17 protein-coding genes are annotated in these 17,228 nt (G+C 71.4%); 10 read left to right on the top strand and 7 right to left on the bottom strand.

Going from position 1 to position 17,228, the window contains the following annotated elements; genetic code table 11:
* Positions 1-50: 50 nt before the first annotated feature.
* Complete coding sequence (locus EXE58_RS08550; RefSeq protein ID WP_244242495.1) at positions 51-1,781, bottom strand: DEAD/DEAH box helicase; 1,731 nt, start codon at positions 1,779-1,781, stop codon at positions 51-53.
* A 115-nt stretch (positions 1,782-1,896) separates the two neighbouring features.
* Between EXE58_RS08550 and EXE58_RS08545 the strand changes: the two genes are divergently transcribed.
* The 4 genes from EXE58_RS08545 to EXE58_RS08530 all read left to right on the top strand — a co-directional run bounded on the left by EXE58_RS08545 (position 1,897) and on the right by EXE58_RS08530 (position 6,066).
* Positions 1,897-2,817, top strand: coding sequence for a GNAT family N-acetyltransferase (locus tag EXE58_RS08545; protein ID WP_135267485.1), 921 nt, complete (start codon positions 1,897-1,899; stop codon positions 2,815-2,817).
* Between the two features lie 128 nt (positions 2,818-2,945).
* Positions 2,946-3,758: a response regulator transcription factor gene (locus tag EXE58_RS08540; protein ID WP_135267484.1), complete on the top strand. Its 813-nt coding sequence runs from the start codon at positions 2,946-2,948 to the stop codon at positions 3,756-3,758.
* 134 nt (positions 3,759-3,892) lie between these two features.
* Positions 3,893-5,410, top strand: a complete 1,518-nt coding sequence (locus EXE58_RS08535) for an SDR family NAD(P)-dependent oxidoreductase (protein WP_208544177.1) — start codon at positions 3,893-3,895, stop codon at positions 5,408-5,410.
* A 17-nt stretch (positions 5,411-5,427) separates the two neighbouring features.
* The gene (locus tag EXE58_RS08530; RefSeq protein ID WP_135267483.1) at positions 5,428-6,066 is read left to right on the top strand and encodes an HIT family protein; all 639 of its coding nucleotides are present in this window, start codon (positions 5,428-5,430) and stop codon (positions 6,064-6,066) included.
* Positions 6,067-6,099: 33 nt separating this feature from the next.
* On the opposite strand, the gene EXE58_RS08525 is transcribed toward EXE58_RS08530, so the two are convergent.
* Genes EXE58_RS08525 through EXE58_RS08515 form a run of 3 tightly spaced genes read right to left on the bottom strand, consistent with a single transcriptional unit; the run spans position 6,100 to position 8,266 of the window.
* Positions 6,100-6,480 carry a PRC-barrel domain containing protein gene (locus tag EXE58_RS08525; RefSeq protein WP_135267482.1) on the bottom strand — a complete coding sequence of 127 codons (381 nt, stop codon included), beginning with the start codon at positions 6,478-6,480 and terminating at the stop codon, positions 6,100-6,102.
* Between the two features lie 44 nt (positions 6,481-6,524).
* On the bottom strand, positions 6,525-7,166 hold the full coding sequence (locus EXE58_RS08520; RefSeq protein WP_135267481.1) for a LuxR C-terminal-related transcriptional regulator: 642 nt from the start codon (positions 7,164-7,166) through the stop codon (positions 6,525-6,527).
* Entirely contained in the window at positions 7,118-8,266 is a 1,149-nt protein-coding gene (locus EXE58_RS08515; RefSeq protein ID WP_167288753.1) for a sensor histidine kinase, read from the bottom strand. The genes EXE58_RS08520 and EXE58_RS08515 overlap by 49 nt, the downstream gene beginning before the upstream one ends.
* A gap of 136 nt (positions 8,267-8,402) precedes the next feature.
* Between EXE58_RS08515 and EXE58_RS08510 the strand changes: the two genes are divergently transcribed.
* A complete protein-coding gene (locus tag EXE58_RS08510) occupies positions 8,403-10,547 on the top strand; it encodes an MMPL family transporter (protein WP_135267479.1) in 2,145 nt (714 codons plus the stop codon).
* A 142-nt stretch (positions 10,548-10,689) separates the two neighbouring features.
* Here EXE58_RS08510 and EXE58_RS08505 read toward each other — a convergent pair whose 3' ends face one another.
* The 3 genes from EXE58_RS08505 to EXE58_RS08495 form a co-directional block, all read right to left on the bottom strand.
* Positions 10,690-11,106 (bottom strand): VOC family protein, encoded by a 417-nt coding sequence (locus tag EXE58_RS08505; RefSeq protein ID WP_135267478.1) that lies wholly within the window; start codon positions 11,104-11,106, stop codon positions 10,690-10,692.
* 130 nt (positions 11,107-11,236) lie between these two features.
* The gene (locus tag EXE58_RS08500; protein WP_135267477.1) at positions 11,237-11,893 is read right to left on the bottom strand and encodes an FMN reductase; all 657 of its coding nucleotides are present in this window, start codon (positions 11,891-11,893) and stop codon (positions 11,237-11,239) included.
* Positions 11,890-13,014: an LLM class flavin-dependent oxidoreductase gene (locus EXE58_RS08495; RefSeq protein ID WP_135267476.1), complete on the bottom strand. Its 1,125-nt coding sequence runs from the start codon at positions 13,012-13,014 to the stop codon at positions 11,890-11,892. The genes EXE58_RS08500 and EXE58_RS08495 overlap by 4 nt, the downstream gene beginning before the upstream one ends.
* Positions 13,015-13,162: 148 nt before the next feature.
* Between EXE58_RS08495 and EXE58_RS08490 the strand changes: the two genes are divergently transcribed.
* From EXE58_RS08490 to EXE58_RS08470, 5 genes are read left to right on the top strand one after another with little or no spacing between them, the layout of a single operon-like run.
* Entirely contained in the window at positions 13,163-13,549 is a 387-nt protein-coding gene (locus EXE58_RS08490) for a tetratricopeptide repeat protein (RefSeq protein ID WP_208544176.1), read from the top strand.
* A 37-nt stretch (positions 13,550-13,586) separates the two neighbouring features.
* Positions 13,587-13,892: a metal-sensitive transcriptional regulator gene (locus EXE58_RS08485; protein WP_135267475.1), complete on the top strand. Its 306-nt coding sequence runs from the start codon at positions 13,587-13,589 to the stop codon at positions 13,890-13,892.
* A 25-nt stretch (positions 13,893-13,917) separates the two neighbouring features.
* Positions 13,918-14,121, top strand: coding sequence for a heavy-metal-associated domain-containing protein (locus EXE58_RS08480; protein ID WP_135267474.1), 204 nt, complete (start codon positions 13,918-13,920; stop codon positions 14,119-14,121).
* Complete coding sequence (locus EXE58_RS08475; protein ID WP_135267473.1) at positions 14,118-15,008, top strand: hypothetical protein; 891 nt, start codon at positions 14,118-14,120, stop codon at positions 15,006-15,008. Before EXE58_RS08480 ends, EXE58_RS08475 begins: the two co-directional genes overlap by 4 nt.
* Positions 14,998-17,226, top strand: a complete 2,229-nt coding sequence (locus EXE58_RS08470) for a heavy metal translocating P-type ATPase (protein ID WP_135267472.1) — start codon at positions 14,998-15,000, stop codon at positions 17,224-17,226. Before EXE58_RS08475 ends, EXE58_RS08470 begins: the two co-directional genes overlap by 11 nt.
* The last annotated feature ends 2 nt before the right edge of the window (positions 17,227-17,228 follow it).

Below are 17,228 nucleotides of genomic sequence, written 5' to 3'. Positions count from 1 at the left end.
TCGGCGCAATTTCACGCCGACTCGGCGTGATGTTGGCGCCGACTGGGCGATCAGTCCTTGTGGCGGGGCTTCCGTGCGCGCTCGCCACCGGAGTGGGTACGACGCTGCGGCGGGCCGGCGTCGGGACGGATCTCGATCAGCTTGCCCGAGATGCGCGTGCCGGCGAGCCGGTCGAGCGTGCCGGACGGCAGGTCGGCCGGGAGCTCGACCAGGGAGAAGTCGGGCTTGATGGAGATGTAGCCGAAGTCGCCGCGCGAGAGACCGCCCTCGTTGGCCAGCGCGCCCACGATCTGGCGCGGCTCGACCTTGTGGCGCTTGCCGACCGCGATGCGGTAGGTCGCCATCTGCACGTCGGTGCGTCCGGTGCGGGGGGCGCGCTCGCGCTGGGCCTTCCCGCCGTGGGTGGGCCGGTCGTCGAAGCTGCGGGTGGACCGCTCGGGCTCCGGCTCGAGCAGCAGCGGCTGCTCGCCGTGCATGACGGCCGCCAGGGCGGCGGCGACGTCGACCTCGGACACGTCGTGCTCGCTGACGTAGTGGGAGACGACGTCGCGGAAGAAGTCGATGCGCTCGGGCTGGGTCAGCGCCTGCGTGATCTGGTCGTCGAAGCGCGTCAGGCGGGTGGCGTTGACGTCGTCGACGGTGGGCAGCTGCATCTGGGTCAGCGGCTGGCGGGTGGCCTTCTCGATGGCCCGCAGCAGGTGGCGCTCGCGCGGGGTGACGAAGGCGATCGAGTCACCCGTGCGGCCCGCTCGACCGGTGCGGCCGATGCGGTGGACGTAGGACTCGGTGTCGGTGGGGATGTCGTAGTTGACGACGTGGCTGATCCGCTCGACGTCGAGGCCACGGGCGGCGACGTCGGTGGCGACGAGGATGTCGAGCTTGCCCGACTTGAGCTGGTTGATGGTGCGCTCGCGCTGCACCTGCGCGACGTCGCCGTTGATGGCCATCGCGGAGTAGCCGCGGGCACGGAGCTTCTCGGCCAGCGTCTCGGTCTCGTTCTTGGTCCGGACGAAGACGATCATCCCCTCGAAGTTCTCGACCTCGAGGATGCGGGTCAGCGCGTCGACCTTCTGCGGGTAGGACACGATCAGGTAGCGCTGGGTGATGGAGGAGACCGTCGACGTCTTGTTCTTGACGGTGATCTCGACGGGGTCGTGGAGGTACTTCTTCGAGATGCGTCGGATCTGGGGCGGCATGGTGGCCGAGAAGAGCGCCACGTGCTTGGTGTCGGGGGTGTCGGCGAGGATCGTCTCGACGTCCTCGGCGAAGCCCATCTTGAGCATCTCGTCGGCCTCGTCGAGCACGAGGAAGCGCAGCTCCGAGAGGTCGAGCGTGCCCTTCTCGAGGTGGTCCATGATGCGGCCGGGGGTGCCGACGACCACGTGCACGCCGCGGCGCAGGGCCGACAGCTGCACGCCGTACCCCTGGCCGCCGTAGATCGGCAGCACGCGGACGCCCTTGAGGTGGGCGGCGTACTTCTCGAACGCCTCGGAGACCTGCAGCGCGAGCTCGCGGGTCGGGGCGAGCACCAGCGCCTGCGGCGTCTTCTGGGACAGGTCGAGCTGGGAGAGGATCGGCAGGGCGAACGCGGCGGTCTTCCCGGTGCCGGTCTGGGCGAGGCCGACGACGTGGCGGCCCTCGAGCAACGGCGGGATCGTCTGCGCCTGGATGGCCGAGGGCGACTCGTAGCCGACGTCTGAGAGGGCCTTCAGGACCGCAGGGTCGAGCCCCAGCTCGTCGAAGCCCTGGACCTGCTCGTGCGGGGAAGTCGTGTCGCTCACGCCACCACGGTAGATGGCGCGGAGGCGGCGTGGGGATTCCACGCTGCGGCGACGTTGGTCACCACCGGCGGAAACTCCCGCGACAGCCGACCTCCACCTCGGCAGACTCCGGGACATGGAGCTGCCACCGGGTCTCGCCACCCGCCCCGTCCGGCTGGAGGACGCGCCTGCCGTCCACGCCATCATCGCCGCCCAGGAGAGGTACGACATCGGGGTCCCGCAGGTCGAGGAGGCCGACCTGGTCGCCGACTGGACGCGGCCCAGCCATGACCTGGCCGCCCGCTCGGTGTGCGTCCTCGAGGGTGATCGGATCGTCGCCTACGCCGAGCTGATGGGCGCCGACCGTGCCGACGCCGCCGTGCATCCGCAGTGGCGCGGACGCGGCATCGGCACGTGGCTGGCCGCCTGGCTGCGAGCCAAGGGCCGTGAGGTCGGCTCGACCGTGGTGGGCATGCCCGTGCCGCAGGGGTCGGCCGGCGACAGGCTGCTCGAGGGCCTCGGCTACCACGTGCGGTGGACCAGCTGGCTGCTGCAGCTCCCCGCCGGCGTCGACGTTCCTGAGCGACGCCTGCCGCCCGGGTACGCCGTCGGCACGGCGACCGAGTCGCAGCAGGCCGAGGCCCATGCGGTCGTCGAGGACGCGTTCCTGGAGTGGTCGGTGCGGGAGCGTGAGTCGTTCGAGGACTTCCGCGCGTCGGTTCTCCAGCGCCCGGGGTTCGAGCCGTGGAACCTGCGCGTGGTGACCGGTCCCGGCGACGACGTCGTCGCTGCTGCGGTCGTGCTCCTGGGCGAGGACGCAGGGGCGGGTCGGGTCGGCTACGTCTCGCGGTTGGCGACCCGCAGGGACCAGCGCAACCAGGGGCTGGCCCAGGCCCTGCTCGTCGACTCCTTCGCAGCAGCACGCGCCGCGGGTGCCGTGGTCTCCGAGCTCGCCACCGACTCCCGCACGGGAGCGCTCGGTCTCTACGAGAAGGTCGGCATGGTCACGACGTCCGTCTGGGTGAACCGCGCGGTGAATCTCGGACAACCTGTCTAGACCAGCACTCCCAGGTTGTGGAGTACTGGTCGGAAAATTATGGGTACGCCTAAGATCTGCACAACGTTCCGCGAGGGCGTCGCCGGAGCCGGGGGGCTCCGACAGGGGGAGAAACGTGGGGTTGGGACATGGACAGTTCGCGAGCGCTCGTCGTCGAGGACGACGCAGACATCTCCAGCGTGCTCGTGGAGACGCTGCAGGCAGCAGGTTTCAAGGTCGACATCGCGCGTGACGGACGCAGCGCCATCAGCGCGTGCCAGGCCAACGAGCCCGACCTGGTCACCCTCGACCTGACGCTCCCGCAGATGGACGGCATCGAGGTCGCTCGCCGCATCCGCGAGCAGAGCGACTGCTACATCATGATCGTCTCCGCGCGGGCCGACGAGATCGACCGCCTCATCGGCCTCGAGGTCGGCGCCGACGACTACATGCTCAAGCCCTTCTCGCCCCGCGAGCTGCGGGCCCGCGTGGCCGCGCTGTTCCGCCGTCCGCGCACCGGCGTCGAGACCTCCGCCGCCGGCTCCGCCGACTCTCCGGGCGCCTCGCCCGAGACCCGGTCGTTCATCGCGTGCGGTGCGGGTCTGGTGGTCCACCCCGAGCGCCGCGAGGTCGAGATCGCCGGCAACGTCGTCGACCTGACCCGCATCGAGTACGACGTCCTCGAGCTGCTGGCGCGCAACCTCGGCCGCGTCTGCACCCGCGAGGAGATGGTCCGCTCCATCTGGAGCAGCGAGCTCGCCCACGACCAGCACCTCGTCGACGTGCACGTGGCGAACCTGCGCGCCAAGCTGCGCAAGCACGACCCGGTCACCTGGATCCACACCGTCCGCAGCATCGGCTACCGCCTCGACTACGCCGGTGACTCCAACGGGTCCCGCCCCTCCGGCGGCGCCTCCCCCACCGCCCGGCTCGACTGGGCGAAGGAGCAGTTCAGGCCCTGAGGGCCGCACGCCTGCGAAGCAGTGGGCAGTTGGCGGCGTCCCGAGACGCCAGATCCAGCTCCGACTGCCCACTCGCCCTTCTGGCCGGGCTGAACGATGCGGTGACTACTCCCAGCCCGACCTACTCTTCTCCGGTGAGCCAGACCGATCCCCTCCCCGAGTCCTCGGGCGGCATCGACCCTGACGACCTGGCGACGACGCTGCGGGTGCTGCAGACGCTCCACCACCTGCCCGGCGACCACCCGGACCACGTCGCGGTCAAGCGCGCCGCGTCCCACATGTACAAGGCGATCAAGTCGGAGCGGAAGCTCCGCAAGCGTGCCGAGGAGCTCGCGCACGACCGGGCGGTCACCGAGCTCACCGCGACCGGCTCGCCGGTGCGCATCGACGACGAGACCGCCGGCATCCCGCTGGTCTCCACGGCCCCGGGTGCGTTCGCGGGCGAGCTCATCAACCCGCGCGGGTGCTACATCTGCAAGACCGACTACACGCTGGTCGACGCGTTCTACCACTGGCTCTGCCCCAGCTGCGCCGCGATGAGCCACACCAAGCGCGACCAGCGCACCGACCTCACCGGCAAGCGCGCCCTGCTCACCGGTGGCCGCGCCAAGATCGGGATGTACATCGCCTTGCGCCTCCTGCGCGACGGCGCCCACACGACGATCACGACGCGGTTCCCGCGCGACGCCGTACGCCGCTTCTCCTCCCTGCCCGACGCGGGCGACTGGATCGACCGCCTCAAGGTCGTCGGCATCGACCTGCGCGACCCGACGCAGGTGGTCTCGCTGGCAGACGACGTCGCGGCTGCGGGCCCGCTCGACATCGTCATCAACAACGCCTGCCAGACGGTACGACGCTCGCCCGGCGCCTACGCCCCGCTCGTCGAGGGCGAGTCGCAGCCGCTGCCCGAGGGTGTCGCCCTGCCGGAGCTGGTGACCTTCGACCGGATCTCCTCGGCCCACCCGGCGGCGATCGCCGGGGCGCTCGCCGAGACGGCCGTGGCCCACCACCTGGGGGAGAGCGAGGACCACGCCGTCGCGGCCCACAACGCGGCCTCCATGACGGCGCTCGCGCTCAAGGCCGGACACGCCTCCCTCGACGCACACCTCGCCGGCACGGCCGTGGACGCCGGCGGCCTGCTGCCCGACACCCAGACCAACAACTCGTGGACGCAGACCGTCGACGAGGTCGACCCGCTCGAGCTCCTCGAGGTGCAGCTGTGCAACTCGATCGCGCCGTTCCTGCTGGTCTCCCGGCTCCGCCCGGCGATGGCAGCGGCGGCCGCGCAGGCGCCGTCCAACCGTGCCTACGTCGTCAACGTGTCGGCTATGGAGGGCCAGTTCTCGCGGCGCTACAAGGGCGCCGGCCACCCGCACACCAACATGGCCAAGGCCGCTCTCAACATGATGACCCGGACGTCGGCGGGCGAGATGTTCGAGACCGACAGGATCCTGATGACAGCCGTCGACACCGGATGGATCACCGACGAGCGCCCCCACCAGGACAAGCTCCGCATCGCCGCCGAGGGCTGGCACGCACCGCTCGACCTGGTCGACGGCGCAGCCCGTGTCTACGACCCGATCGTGCTCGGCGAGGCCGGCACGGACCTCTACGGCTGCTTCGTGAAGGACTACCAGCCCTCGCCCTGGTGACCTGCAAGACTCCCGACGTGAGCAACCTCGAGACCGCCGAAGAGTTCCACGCCCGGGTCGCGGCAGCGACCGACGCGGAGGGCCGCCTGCCGGTCGCCATCGAGCTGATGCCGGGCTGGGACATCTTCCCGTTCGAGCTCGACGGCCTGCGGATCAAGCCGCTCGAGCCGCTGGCCGACAGCGAGCCGCCTCGCGAGGGCGAGGACCCGGCCGACTGCTTCTGCCGGCAACCCCTCACCGACAAGCAGGCTCTCCGGGTCGCCTGGAGCAACGAGCGGTGGACTCTGAAGCTCCTCGCCATGCGGCTGCCGGTGGCGTTGATGCTCGTCCCTCGCGAGCACTACGACCTCGCCGACCTGCCCGACGACCTGGCCTCGGAGATGGGGCGGCTGACGGTGGCCATCACCGCGGCGGTCGAGGAGCTCCCCAGCGTCGGACGCTGCCACGGCGCCCGGATCGGCGACGGCGGCGCCCACCTGCACCCGTTCTTCTTCGGCCGGCCGGCGCGCATGCCGCAACTGCGGGGGTCCACCCTGCTGGACTGGGAGGAGAACCTTCCCGAGGTCCCCGAGGAGGTGCGTCGAGCCAACGGCGGCCACGTCGGTCGGCGGCTGGTCGAGCGGTTCGGCGGCGACGGCCCTGCGTGGGACGCCTGACGGCCGGCGCTCGTCAGCGCACGGGGCCCAGGCTCAGGACAGCGGTCGTGGCCCGCGGACCTCGTCGTCCTGACCCTCGATGAACTCGCGGTAGTGATCGGCATGGCGACCCTGGATCGCCGCGTCCCACTCGTCGCTGTCGTGGTCGGGGGCCGCCTCGATCGCCGCCTTGCTCATGTTGACGATCACGAGCTCCTTCTCGTGGTCGACCCCCGCGACGGTGCCGGCCGGGATGAGCCGCTTCTTGCCGAAGATCCACATTCCCGTGTCGACGACCAACCAGGAGGCACCCACGTCGGTGCTCATCTCGTGGATCTTGCCGATGGGGCCGTCCTTGGCGTTCACGGTGTAGCCGACCAGGTCGGCGTCCTCGATCCACTCGGAGTTGCGATAGCTCCAGATGATGTCGTTCATGCCTCGGGAGGTACCCACTCGACGCCGGGGCACCCGGTGGTGGCTCAGGAGTCCAGCCAGGCGAGCACGGCGAGGACGCGGCGGTTGTCGTCCGGGGCGAGCGGCAGGTCGAGCTTGGTGAAGATGTTGTTGGCGTGCTTGTCCACGGCCTTCGGCGTGATGAAGAGCGCGGCGGCGATGGCTGCGTTCGAGCGACCCTCGGCCATCAGGCCGAGGACCTCCCGCTCGCGCGGCGACAACCGGTCGACCGCCCTGGCACGCGGGCGCGCCATGATCGCCGACACCACCTCGGGGTCGAGCGCGGTGCCGCCGTCGGCCACGCGGCGTACGGCATCCACGAACTCGCGGACGTTGCCCACGCGGTCCTTCAGCAGGTAGCCCACCCCGCCCGCACCACTGGCCAGCAGCTCGCGGGCGTAGAGGTGCTCGACCCACTGCGAGAGCACCAGGACGGGGAACCCGGGACGGGTGGCACGCACCGCGACGGCGGCGCGCAGCCCTTCGTCGGTGAGCGTGGGCGGGAGGCGCACGTCGAGGATGGCGGCGTCGACCTCGGGGTCGGCGAGCGCCGCGTCGAGGGCAGGGGCGTTGTCGACGGCATGCCTGATCTCGAAGTCGTGCGCGAGCAGGATCCTGGTCAGGCCGTCCCGGAGGAGGGCGTTGTCCTCGGCGAGGACGATTCGCACGGCACCTCCAGGGTCACGAGGGTGGGGCCACCCGCCGGGCTCGACACTCTCACGCTCCCGTCGAACGCCGCCAGCCTCCTCGCCACCCCGTGCAGCCCGGTCCCGGCGCCCGGGTCGGCACCACCACGCCCGTCGTCACCGACCAGAGCCGTGACGACACCGTCTCGGTGGGACAGCTCCACCCACGCGTGATCGGCCTCGGCATGCTTGCCCACGTTGGCCAGGCACTCGACCACGGCGAAGTAGACGGCCGACTCGACGGGCGCGGGCAGCCGACCGAGGTGGTCGTGGGAGACCGTCACCGGGACGGCCAGGTCGAGGGCGAGAGCGTCGACCGCACCTGACAGGCCACGGTCGGCCAGCACGGGCGGGTGGATGCCGCGTACGACGTCGCGGATGTCGCCCAGCGCCGAGCCGGTCGTGGCGGTCGCCTCGGCCAGCAGCGCGCGCGCGGCGTCCGGGTCGGAGTCGACCAGCTCGTGGGCGAGGCCGAGGTTCATCTGCAGCGCCACCAGCCGTGCCTGGGCACCGTCGTGGAGGTCGCGCTCGATGCGCCGCAGCTCGGCCGCGGACCGGTCGACGGAGTCGGCACGAGTCTCCGTCAGGACCTGGACCCGCTCCTCGAGAAGCTCGTGGTGACCGCGGCTCAGCAGTCGGGCGTCGAGGCGGGCGCGCAGGGCCATCAGGTGCGGGGTGGCGTACCACCAGAGGACCCACGTCACGACGGGGAGGAAGAGGATCAGCACCGCCAACGCGATCGCGAGCCCCACGGTCACCGAGGCGACCGCCCAGGCGAGCTCGCGCCAGGTCGCCGGGTCCACCGCCCAGGTCGTCAACCGCTTCGCCACCGACTGCCCCTGTGTGCTGCGGTGGGCGGCCGGCACCTCGTGGCCCAGCGTCGCGGCCGCCATCTGGCGGTGCGCCCCGGAGATCCACCGGAGCATCGGGAGGCCGACCAGCAGGACAGGGATCCCGACCACGAGCAGCGAGGTGGCGCCGCCGACGACGGCAAGGACCAGCGCGACGATCGTGGGCGCGACCAGCAGCAGCTGCACGGCCGCGAAGCCCGTGAGCCGCCAGGGTCCCGCCTTCTCGATCATGCCCCCATCCTCGCCGACGCGCCTCGCCGAGCAGGTGGGGTCAACCCCACTCCTGGGCGGGAGATGCCACCCCTGACGCGCGGTCCCGCCGGCGAGAGCGTGGGAGCAACCCATTCTCGACCGAAGGAGCACGGCGATGGCCGCCGACCTGATCACCCGTATCCCGCAGCGCGCTGCACGCTGGAGCGCCGAGCACCCGTGGCGCGCCATCCTCACCTGGCTGGTCCTCGTGGCGGCCGCGACGAGCCTCGCGGTGCTCGTCCCCACCCACGAGGCGGAGGACGCCGACTACCGCATCGGGGAGTCGGGGCGCGCCGACGCGATGATCGAGGAAGCCGGCCTGGCCGAGCCCGGCAGCGAGATGCTGCTGCTGGAGGGCTCGCCCGCGGAGCTCGCGGCGGCCGCCGCGGACGCGGCGACCCGGCTGGGCGACGTCGAAGGAGTCACGGAAGTCTCGCCGCCGATCTGGAGCGCCGACGAGTCGGCCGTGCTCGTCTCCGCGTCCCTGGCCGACGACGCAGAGGAGGTCGAGCCGTTCGGCGAGGTGCGGGCGGCGGTCTCCGAGGCCCACCCGGACGTCACGGTCCGGCAGACCGGTGACCTCAGCCTCGACGAGGGGATCAACGGCCAGGTGGCGGACGACCTGCGCGCTGCCGAGGGGATCAGCATCCCGGTGACGCTCGTGCTGATGCTCCTGGCCTTCGGTGCCCTCATCGCAGCCGGCATCCCGGTGCTCCTGGCGCTGGGCAGCGTCGCCGCCACCATGGGGGTCTCCGCGGTCCTCTCCCACGTCGTGCCCGCGGAGCCGACGGTCGGATCGATGATCGTGCTGATCGGGATGGCGGTGGGCGTCGACTACTCGCTCTTCTACCTCAAGCGCGAGCGCGAGGAGCGGGCTGCGGGACGTACGACGCTGGACGCGGTCGAGATCGCCGCCAGGACCTCGGGCCACGCGATCCTGGTGTCGGGCTTCGCGGTGATCGCGTCGATGGCCGGGCTCTACCTCGTCCAGTCGGTCACCTTCAGCTCCCTCGCCACGGGGGCGATCGTGGTGGTCGCGGTCGCCGTGGCCGGCTCGATCACGGTCCTGCCGGCGCTGCTGGTCAAGCTCGGCCGCTGGGTCGACCGGCCCCGCGTGCCTCTGCTGTGGCGGCTCAACCGGCGCATCGGGGCGGGTGGCCTGAGCAGCCGCATCCTGGCGCCCGTCGTACGACGTCCCGTCGCCGCGCTCGTCGGCTCGGTGGTGGTCGTCGGTGCCCTCGCGGCACCGGCGCTGACCATGTCGATGCATGCGGCCACGCTGGAGACGCTGCCCGGATCGATCCGCGCGGTCGCCACGATGCGGACCGTCGCCGCGGAGTTCCCCAGCGAGGGGACCACCGTCGCGGTGGCGGCGAAGGGCGACGGCGCCGACGCCGCCCTGGAGCGACTGGCGGCCGGTGCTGCCTCCACCGGCGCGTTCGGCGAGGTGCCCGAGGGGCTCGCGACCTCTGCCGACGGCCAGACGTCCGTCCTGACGCTGTCCCTGCCCTGGAGCGACTCAGACGACCGCACGACCGACGCGATCGTCGACCTCCGCGACCGGGTCGCTCCCGAGGCGCTCGCCGGGCACGACGTCGAGTGGGCGGTCGGCGGCGGGGCCGCGTGGAACCTCGACTTCCGCGACCACCTCGCCAGGTGGATGCCGGCGGTGATCGGGTTCGTCCTGCTGCTCACGCTGGTGATGATGGGGACGGCGTTCCGAAGCATTCCCATCGCCCTCGTCTCGACCACGCTCAACCTGGTCTCCGTGGGGGTGGCCTTCGGGATCCTCACCCTCGTCTTCCAGCACGGCTGGTTCGAGGGGGCGCTCGACTTCACCAGCCCCGGGTTCGTCATCGACTGGATCCCGTTGTTCGTCCTGGTCGTGCTGGTCGGGCTGTCGATGGACTACCACGTGTTCGTGATGAGCCGGATCCGCGAGCTGGTCGGCAGGGGCCTGCCGACGCGGGTGGCCGTGGAGAAGGGCATCACCGACAGCGCCTCGGTGGTCACCAGCGCCGCCGCCGTCATGGTGTCGGTGTTCGCCATCTTCGCGACGCTGAGCATGCTCGAGATGAAGATGATGGGCGTGGCCCTCTCGGCCGCGATCCTCATCGACGCGACGCTGATCCGGCTGGTCATGCTCCCGGCTGCCCTCGTCCTGCTCGGGGACCGGGTGTGGTGGCCGAGCGTGCCCGCACGACCCGTGGGGGGCGTCGTACCGCCGTCGGTCGAGCAGGAGCCCGTGACGGTCGGCTGACCGTCGGCGCCGGCGTCTGACTGGCGGCACACGACATCGGACCCGGCACCCTGGCGGCACACGACATCGGAACCCGCGGCGGTGTCGTCCGCCGCCACCCTCGGGGCGGCGGCGTCGTGTGCCGCCACCCTCGAGGACGCGGTCACTCGCCGGTGATGTTGACCATCCAGCCGATGCCGAACTTGTCGACCAGCATGCCGAACTCGTCACCCCACGGGGCGGGCTCGAGCGGCTGGCGCACCTCGCCTCCCTCGGCGAGTGCGGCGAACCAGCCACGCAGCGACTCGGCCTCGGCCTGGTCGCCGGAGATGCTGATCGAGATGTTGTCGCCCATGGTGACCGAGACCATCTCCGGGGGCGCGTCGGCGATCATGAGGGTGAAGCCTGCCGGCGTCTCGAGCTGGGCGTGCATCACCTGCTCGGCGACTGGGCCCTCGGTGCCCATCTCGCCGAAGGTGCTGATCGCCAGGTCGCCGCCGAGCACCGACTGGTAGAACTCCGCGGCCTCTCGGGCCTTGCCGTCGAGGACGTTGACGTAGGGGTTGAGCTTGCTGGCCATGGCTGCTCCTGCCTTCGGGAAGACCTGACGACCCAAACTAGCCCCGGGAAGCGCCGACTCGGCAGCCCCTTTGCGCCGACTCGGTGGAGCTTTGCGCCGACTGGGCGGGGGGTTTGCGCCGACTCGGGGATCAGCCGGAGTGGCCCTTGAGCAGGTCGGCGAAGGGCGTGACGTCGCTGTCGACCTGGGTGCCGGAGGTACGACGGGGGCGCGCGGCGAGGTCGGGCCCGAAGCCCTCGAGCGCGTAGTCACCCTGCGCCAGCACCGAGGTCGCGAGCTCGGCTGCCGCCCGCGCGATGCGCTCGGCCAGGCCGGAGGAGCCGAAGTCCTCGGTCGCCGCGAACACCGCCGTGGGAGCGACGACTGCGCGCAGGTAGGCGAAGAGCGGTCGCATCGCGTGCTCGAGGACGAGCGAGTGGCGTGCCGTACCGGCCGTGGCGCCGAGGAGCACCGGCATCCCGGAGAGGGACGTGGGGTCGAGGGCGTCGAAAAACATCTTGAACAGCCCGCTGTAGGAGGCGCTGAAGACCGGGGTGACGGCGATCAGGCCGTCGGCGCCGGAGACCTGCTCGCGCACCCGCGTGAGGGTCGGGGTGGGGACGCCGCCGCTCGTCATGAACGTGGCGAGCTCGCCCGCCAGCTCACGGAGCTCGATGACCTCGACCGACACCTCCTCGCCGCGGGCGCTGACCTGGGTGGTCACAGACTCGGCGAGCTGGTCGGCGAGCAGCCGGGTGGAGGACGGGACGGTGAGGCCCGCGGTGACGACCACGATGCGGTGGCTCATGCGTCGACCTTCGGTCGAGCCGGCTCGACCAGGTGGTGGGGGCCGTCGGGGCCGGCCGCGACCAGCGAGGCGTGGGTCGGCGGGTCGCTCGGCACGTGGGCCGGGCGGCGGCGCTCGAACTCCGCGCGCAGCACCGGCACGACCTCCTTGCCGAGGATCTCCATCTGCTCGAGCACGACCTCGACCGGCAGGCCGGCGTGGTCGATGAGGAACAGCTGGCGCTGGTAGTCACCGGCGTAGTCGGCGAAGCCGAGCGTGCGCTCGATGACCTGCTCGGGGGTCCCGACGGTCAGCGGGGTGAGCTCGGAGAAGTCCTCGAGGGAGGGGCCGTGGCCGTAGACGGGCGCGTTGTCGAAGTAGGGGCGGAACTGCCGCTTGGCCTCGGCCTCGGTCGTCCCCATGAAGACCTGCCCGCCCAGGCCGACGATCGCCTGGTCGGCCGCGCCGTGGCCGTAGTGCTCGAAGCGCTGGCGGTAGAGGCGCACCATCTGCTCGGTGTGCTCCTTGTTCCAGAAGATGTGGTTGTGGAAGAACCCGTCGCCGTAGTAGGCCGCCTGCTCGGCGATCTCGGGGCTGCGGATGGAGCCGTGCCAGACGAAGGGCGGCGTGCCGTCGAGCGGCGCGGGCGTGGAGGTGTAGCCCTGCAGGGGAGTGCGGAACTCGCCCTGCCAGTTGACGACCGGCTCGCGCCAGAGCTTGCGCAGGAGGTGGTAGTTCTCGACCGCGAGCTCGATGCCCTTACGGATGTCCTTGCCGAACCACGGGTAGACAGGGCCGGTGTTTCCGCGGCCCATCATCAGGTCGACGCGTCCACCGGAGAGGTGCTGCAGGAAGGCGTAGTCCTCGGCGATCTTGACGGGGTCGTTGGTCGTGATGAGCGTCGTCGCGGTCGAGAGGAGGAGCTTCTCGGTCTTCGCCGCGATGTAGCCCAGGTGCGTGGTGGGCGAGGACGCGACGAACGGCGGGTTGTGGTGCTCGCCGGTCGCGAAGACGTCGAGGCCGACCTCCTCGGCCTTGAGCGCGATCCGGGTCATCGCCTCGATCCGCTCGCCCTCGGTGGGGCGCTTGCCGGTGGTCGGGTCAGCCGTGACGTCGCTGACGCTGAAGATGCCGAACTGCATGGCTGCCATCCTGACTGAACGAGGTGCCGAGACTCTATTGAAGATTGAACTACCTGCCCAACACGCCCTCCTCACAGGGTATTCCGCGGAATCGAGCGGGCGGCGAGGGCGTTCTCGAGGGGACACGAATCAGCAGGCAGGAGGAGCCATGACCGACTTCACCCCGTTCGAGGAGATGCTCCGCGGCCACGCCGGGCTGTTCGAGGACACCGCCCACGACAGGTGGGTCCGCGCGCAGCGGCTCTTCGAGGAGCGCGCCTACCGCGAGGCCGCCGTACTGCTCGCCGAGCTGATCTCCGAGGCCGGCGACGTGGGCCACGAGCTCACCGACGCCCGGCTCCTGCTGGCGCGTGCCTACTTCCACTCCGCCCAGCTCGACAGCGCGATCCGCGTCTCCACCGAGCTGCTCGAGCACGACCCGCACGAGCCCTACGCACACCTGCTCATCGGTCGCGCCCTGCAGCGCCAGGGCAAGCGCGACGAGGCCGCCCGCCACCTCAAGCTGGCCGACCTCCTGGGCGGCTACCGCACCTGACCTTGCGTCTGATACCCCCTAGGGGTATGGTGGCCGCATGAGCGAGCACGAGCACGAGCACAGCTACATCGCCCACGGCACCAAGGACGCCCACCTCAAGCGCCTCAAGCGCATCGAGGGGCAGGTCCGCGGGATCGCCCGGATGGTCGACGAGGAGAAGTACTGCATCGACATCCTCACGCAGGTGTCCGCGGTGACCCGCGCCCTCCAGGCGCTCTCGCTCGGCCTGCTCGACGAGCACATGGAGCACTGCGTCGTCGAGGCGGTCCGTCAGGGCGGCGACGAGCAGGAGCGCAAGCTCAAGGAAGCCAGCGACGCCATCGCTCGCCTCGTGAAGTCCTGATCAACCAACGATCGAAGGAGCACCCATGGACACCCAGACCCTCACCGTCACCGGCATGACCTGCGGCCACTGCGTCGCCTCCGTCACCGAGGAGATCTCCGAGCTCGACGGCGTCGAGAACGTCGACGTCACCCTCGAGACCGGCCAGGTCGTCGTCACCAGCAGCCAGCCCCTCGACCCCGCGGCCGTCAAGGCCGCCGTCGAGGAAGCCGGCTACGCCGTGGCATGAGCACGACAGCCCGCATCGCCGCCTTCGCGGTCGGCCTCCTCGTCGCCTTCGCGGCGGCGTGGGGGGCCGGCGCGGCGGTGGCGCCCGTCCTCGACGAGCCGGTCGCCTCGCACGACATGGGCGACGAGTCCGAGGGCGAGGCCCACACCGACGACGCCCCCCACGCGGCGGAGGAGGCGACGCACCTCCCCGGCGGCCTCCTGGTCAGCCAGGACGGCTACACCCTCGAGCTCCCGGGGACGACGCAGCGCCCGGGTCGCGCGACCCTCCGCTTCACGATCACCGGTCCCGATGGCGCGCCCGTGACGTCGTACGACGTCGAGCACGAGAAGCAGCTCCACCTCATTGCCGTGCGACGCGACTTCAGCGGCTACCAGCACGTCCACCCCACCCTGTCGCAGGACGGCGTGTGGACCACCGACCTCGGCCTCACCCCCGGCAGCTGGCGGGTCTTCGCCGACTTCAGGCCGACCGGGGGCGAGGCCGTCACGCTCGGCACCGACCTCCAGGTCACCGGCCGGTTCCGGCCCGCGTCGCACCCGGGATCCGTCACCTCGAGCGAGGTCGACGGCTACACCGTGGAGCTCATCGGCAGCCTCGACGAGGGCGCCGTCTCGGTCAGGGTGAGCCGCGACGGCGAGCCCGTCACCGACCTCCAGCCCTACCTGGGTGCCTACGGCCACCTGGTCGCGCTGCGGGAGGGCGACCTGGCCTACCTCCACGTGCACCCCGAGGCGACCGACGCCGGCCCTGAGGTCCCCTTCGGCGTCGAGCTCCCCTCTGCGGGCGGCTACCGACTGTTCTTCGACTTCAAGCACGACGGCGTGGTCCGTACGGCGCAGCTCGCCGTGCGTGCCCACGCGGGAGGCGGCAACCATGGCCACTGACATCGAGCTCGCGATCAGCGGCATGACCTGCTCGAGCTGCGCCAACCGCATCGAGCGCAAGCTCAACAAGCTCGACGGGGTCACCGCCACGGTCAACTACTCCACCGAGAAGGCCCGGGTCTCCTACCCCGAAGACGTCTCGACCGACGTGCTGCTGAAGACGGTCGCCGACGCGGGCTACGCCGCCGTTCTTCCGCAGGCCGCGCCCGAGGCTGCGGACGGGGCTGAGGACGACGAGCAGCGCGATCCCTTGCGCGACCGCGTCGTCATCTCCGCGCTGCTGTCCGTGCCCGTCATCGCCATGGGCATGGTGTCGGCCTGGCAGTTCACCTACTGGCAGTGGGCCTCACTGGCCCTCGCGGCCCCCGTGGTCGTGTGGGGTGCCTGGCCGCTGCACCGCGCCGCCCTCGTCAACGCCCGCCACGGCGCCGCGACGATGGACACCCTGGTTTCGGTGGGCGTGCTGTCCGCCTTCGGGTGGTCGCTCTACGCGTTGTTCCTCGGCACGGCCGGCGAGACCGGCATGGTCCACCCCTTCGAGCTCACCATCGACCGGGCCGACGGCGCCTCCAACATCTACCTCGAGGTCGCCGCCGGGGTGACGACCTTCATCCTGCTCGGGCGCTGGCTCGAGGAGCGCGCCAAGCGCCAGTCCGGCGCCGCGCTCCGGGCACTGGCGACCCTGGGCGCCAAGGACGTGGCCGTGCTCCGCGGTCCCGACGGCGACCGCCGCGAGGAGCGCATCCCGGTGGAGCAGCTCGCGGTGGGCGACGTGTTCGTCGTACGCCCCGGCGAGAAGGTCGCCACCGACGGCGTCGTCGTCGAGGGCAGCTCGGCGGTCGACGCGTCCATGCTGACCGGCGAGTCGGTCCCGGTCGAGGTCGGCGTCGGCGACTCCGTGGTCGGCGCGACCGTCAACGCCGGTGGCCGGCTGCTGGTCCGGGCGACGCGGGTCGGGTCCGACACCCAGCTCGCGCAGATGGCGCGACTGGTCGAGGAGGCCCAGCACGGCAAGGCGCAGGTGCAGCGGCTCGCCGACCGCATCTCCGCGGTCTTCGTGCCCACCGTGATGGCGCTGTCCGTCGCCACCCTGGGCTTCTGGCTCGGCAACGACGCGGGGCCGACGGCAGCCTTCACCGCGGCGGTGGCGGTGCTGATCGTCGCCTGCCCGTGCGCCCTGGGCCTGGCCACCCCGACCGCGCTGATGGTCGGCACCGGCCGCGGCGCCCAGCTCGGCATCCTGATCAAGGGACCCGAGGTGCTGGAGTCCACCCGCCGCGTCGACACGGTGGTGCTCGACAAGACCGGCACCGTGACCACCGGCGTGATGACCGTGCAGAAGGTCGTCGCCGCCGAGGGCGAGGACGCCGACGAGGTGCTCCGACTGGCCGGAGCCCTGGAGCACGCCAGCGAGCACCCGATCGCCCGCGCCATCGCGACCGCCGCCGGCGACGAGTTGCCGATGGTCGAGGACTTCACGAACCTCGAGGGGCTCGGGGTCCAGGGGGTCGTCGACGGGTACGCCGTCCTGGTCGGCCGTCCGCGGCTCCTCGCCGAGTGGTCCCAGCACCTCTCCCCCGAGCTCGAGGCCGAGATGACGGCGGCGCAGGCCGAGGGCAGCACCCCCGTGGCGGTCGGCTGGGACGGCAGGGCGCGTGGCCTCGTGGTCGTCGCCGACGCCGTCAAGGACACCTCCGGCGAGGCGATCCGCCGCCTGCGCGACCTCGGCCTCACGCCGGTGCTCCTCACGGGCGACAACGAAGCGGCCGCGAGGCGGGTGGCCGACGAGGTCGGCATCGAGACCGTGATCGCCGACGTCCTGCCCGCCGACAAGGTCGCCGAGGTGCAGCGACTCCAGGCCGAGGGCCGCGTCGTCGCGATGGTCGGTGACGGGGTCAACGACGCTGCGGCGCTCGCGCAGGCCGACCTCGGGCTGGCCATGGGCACCGGCACCGACGTCGCCATCGAGGCCAGCGACCTGACGCTGGTCAGCGGCGACCTGCGGGTGGCGGCCGACGCGATCCGCCTTGCACGCAGGACGCTGGCGACGATCAAGGGCAACCTCTTCTGGGCCTTCGCCTACAACGTGGCCGCGATCCCGCTGGCTGCCGCCGGGCTGCTCAACCCGATGCTGGCCGGTGCCGCCATGGCGTTCTCCAGCGTGTTCGTCGTCACCAACAGCCTGCGACTGCGCGGCTTCCGTTCGTCGCTCACGTAGGC

It is taken from the genome of Nocardioides seonyuensis, assembly GCF_004683965.1.
Lineage (GTDB): Bacteria > Actinomycetota > Actinomycetes > Propionibacteriales > Nocardioidaceae > Nocardioides > Nocardioides seonyuensis.
Note: the sequence above shows the minus strand (reverse complement) of the source record. Positions and strands in the feature narration are given on the sequence as shown.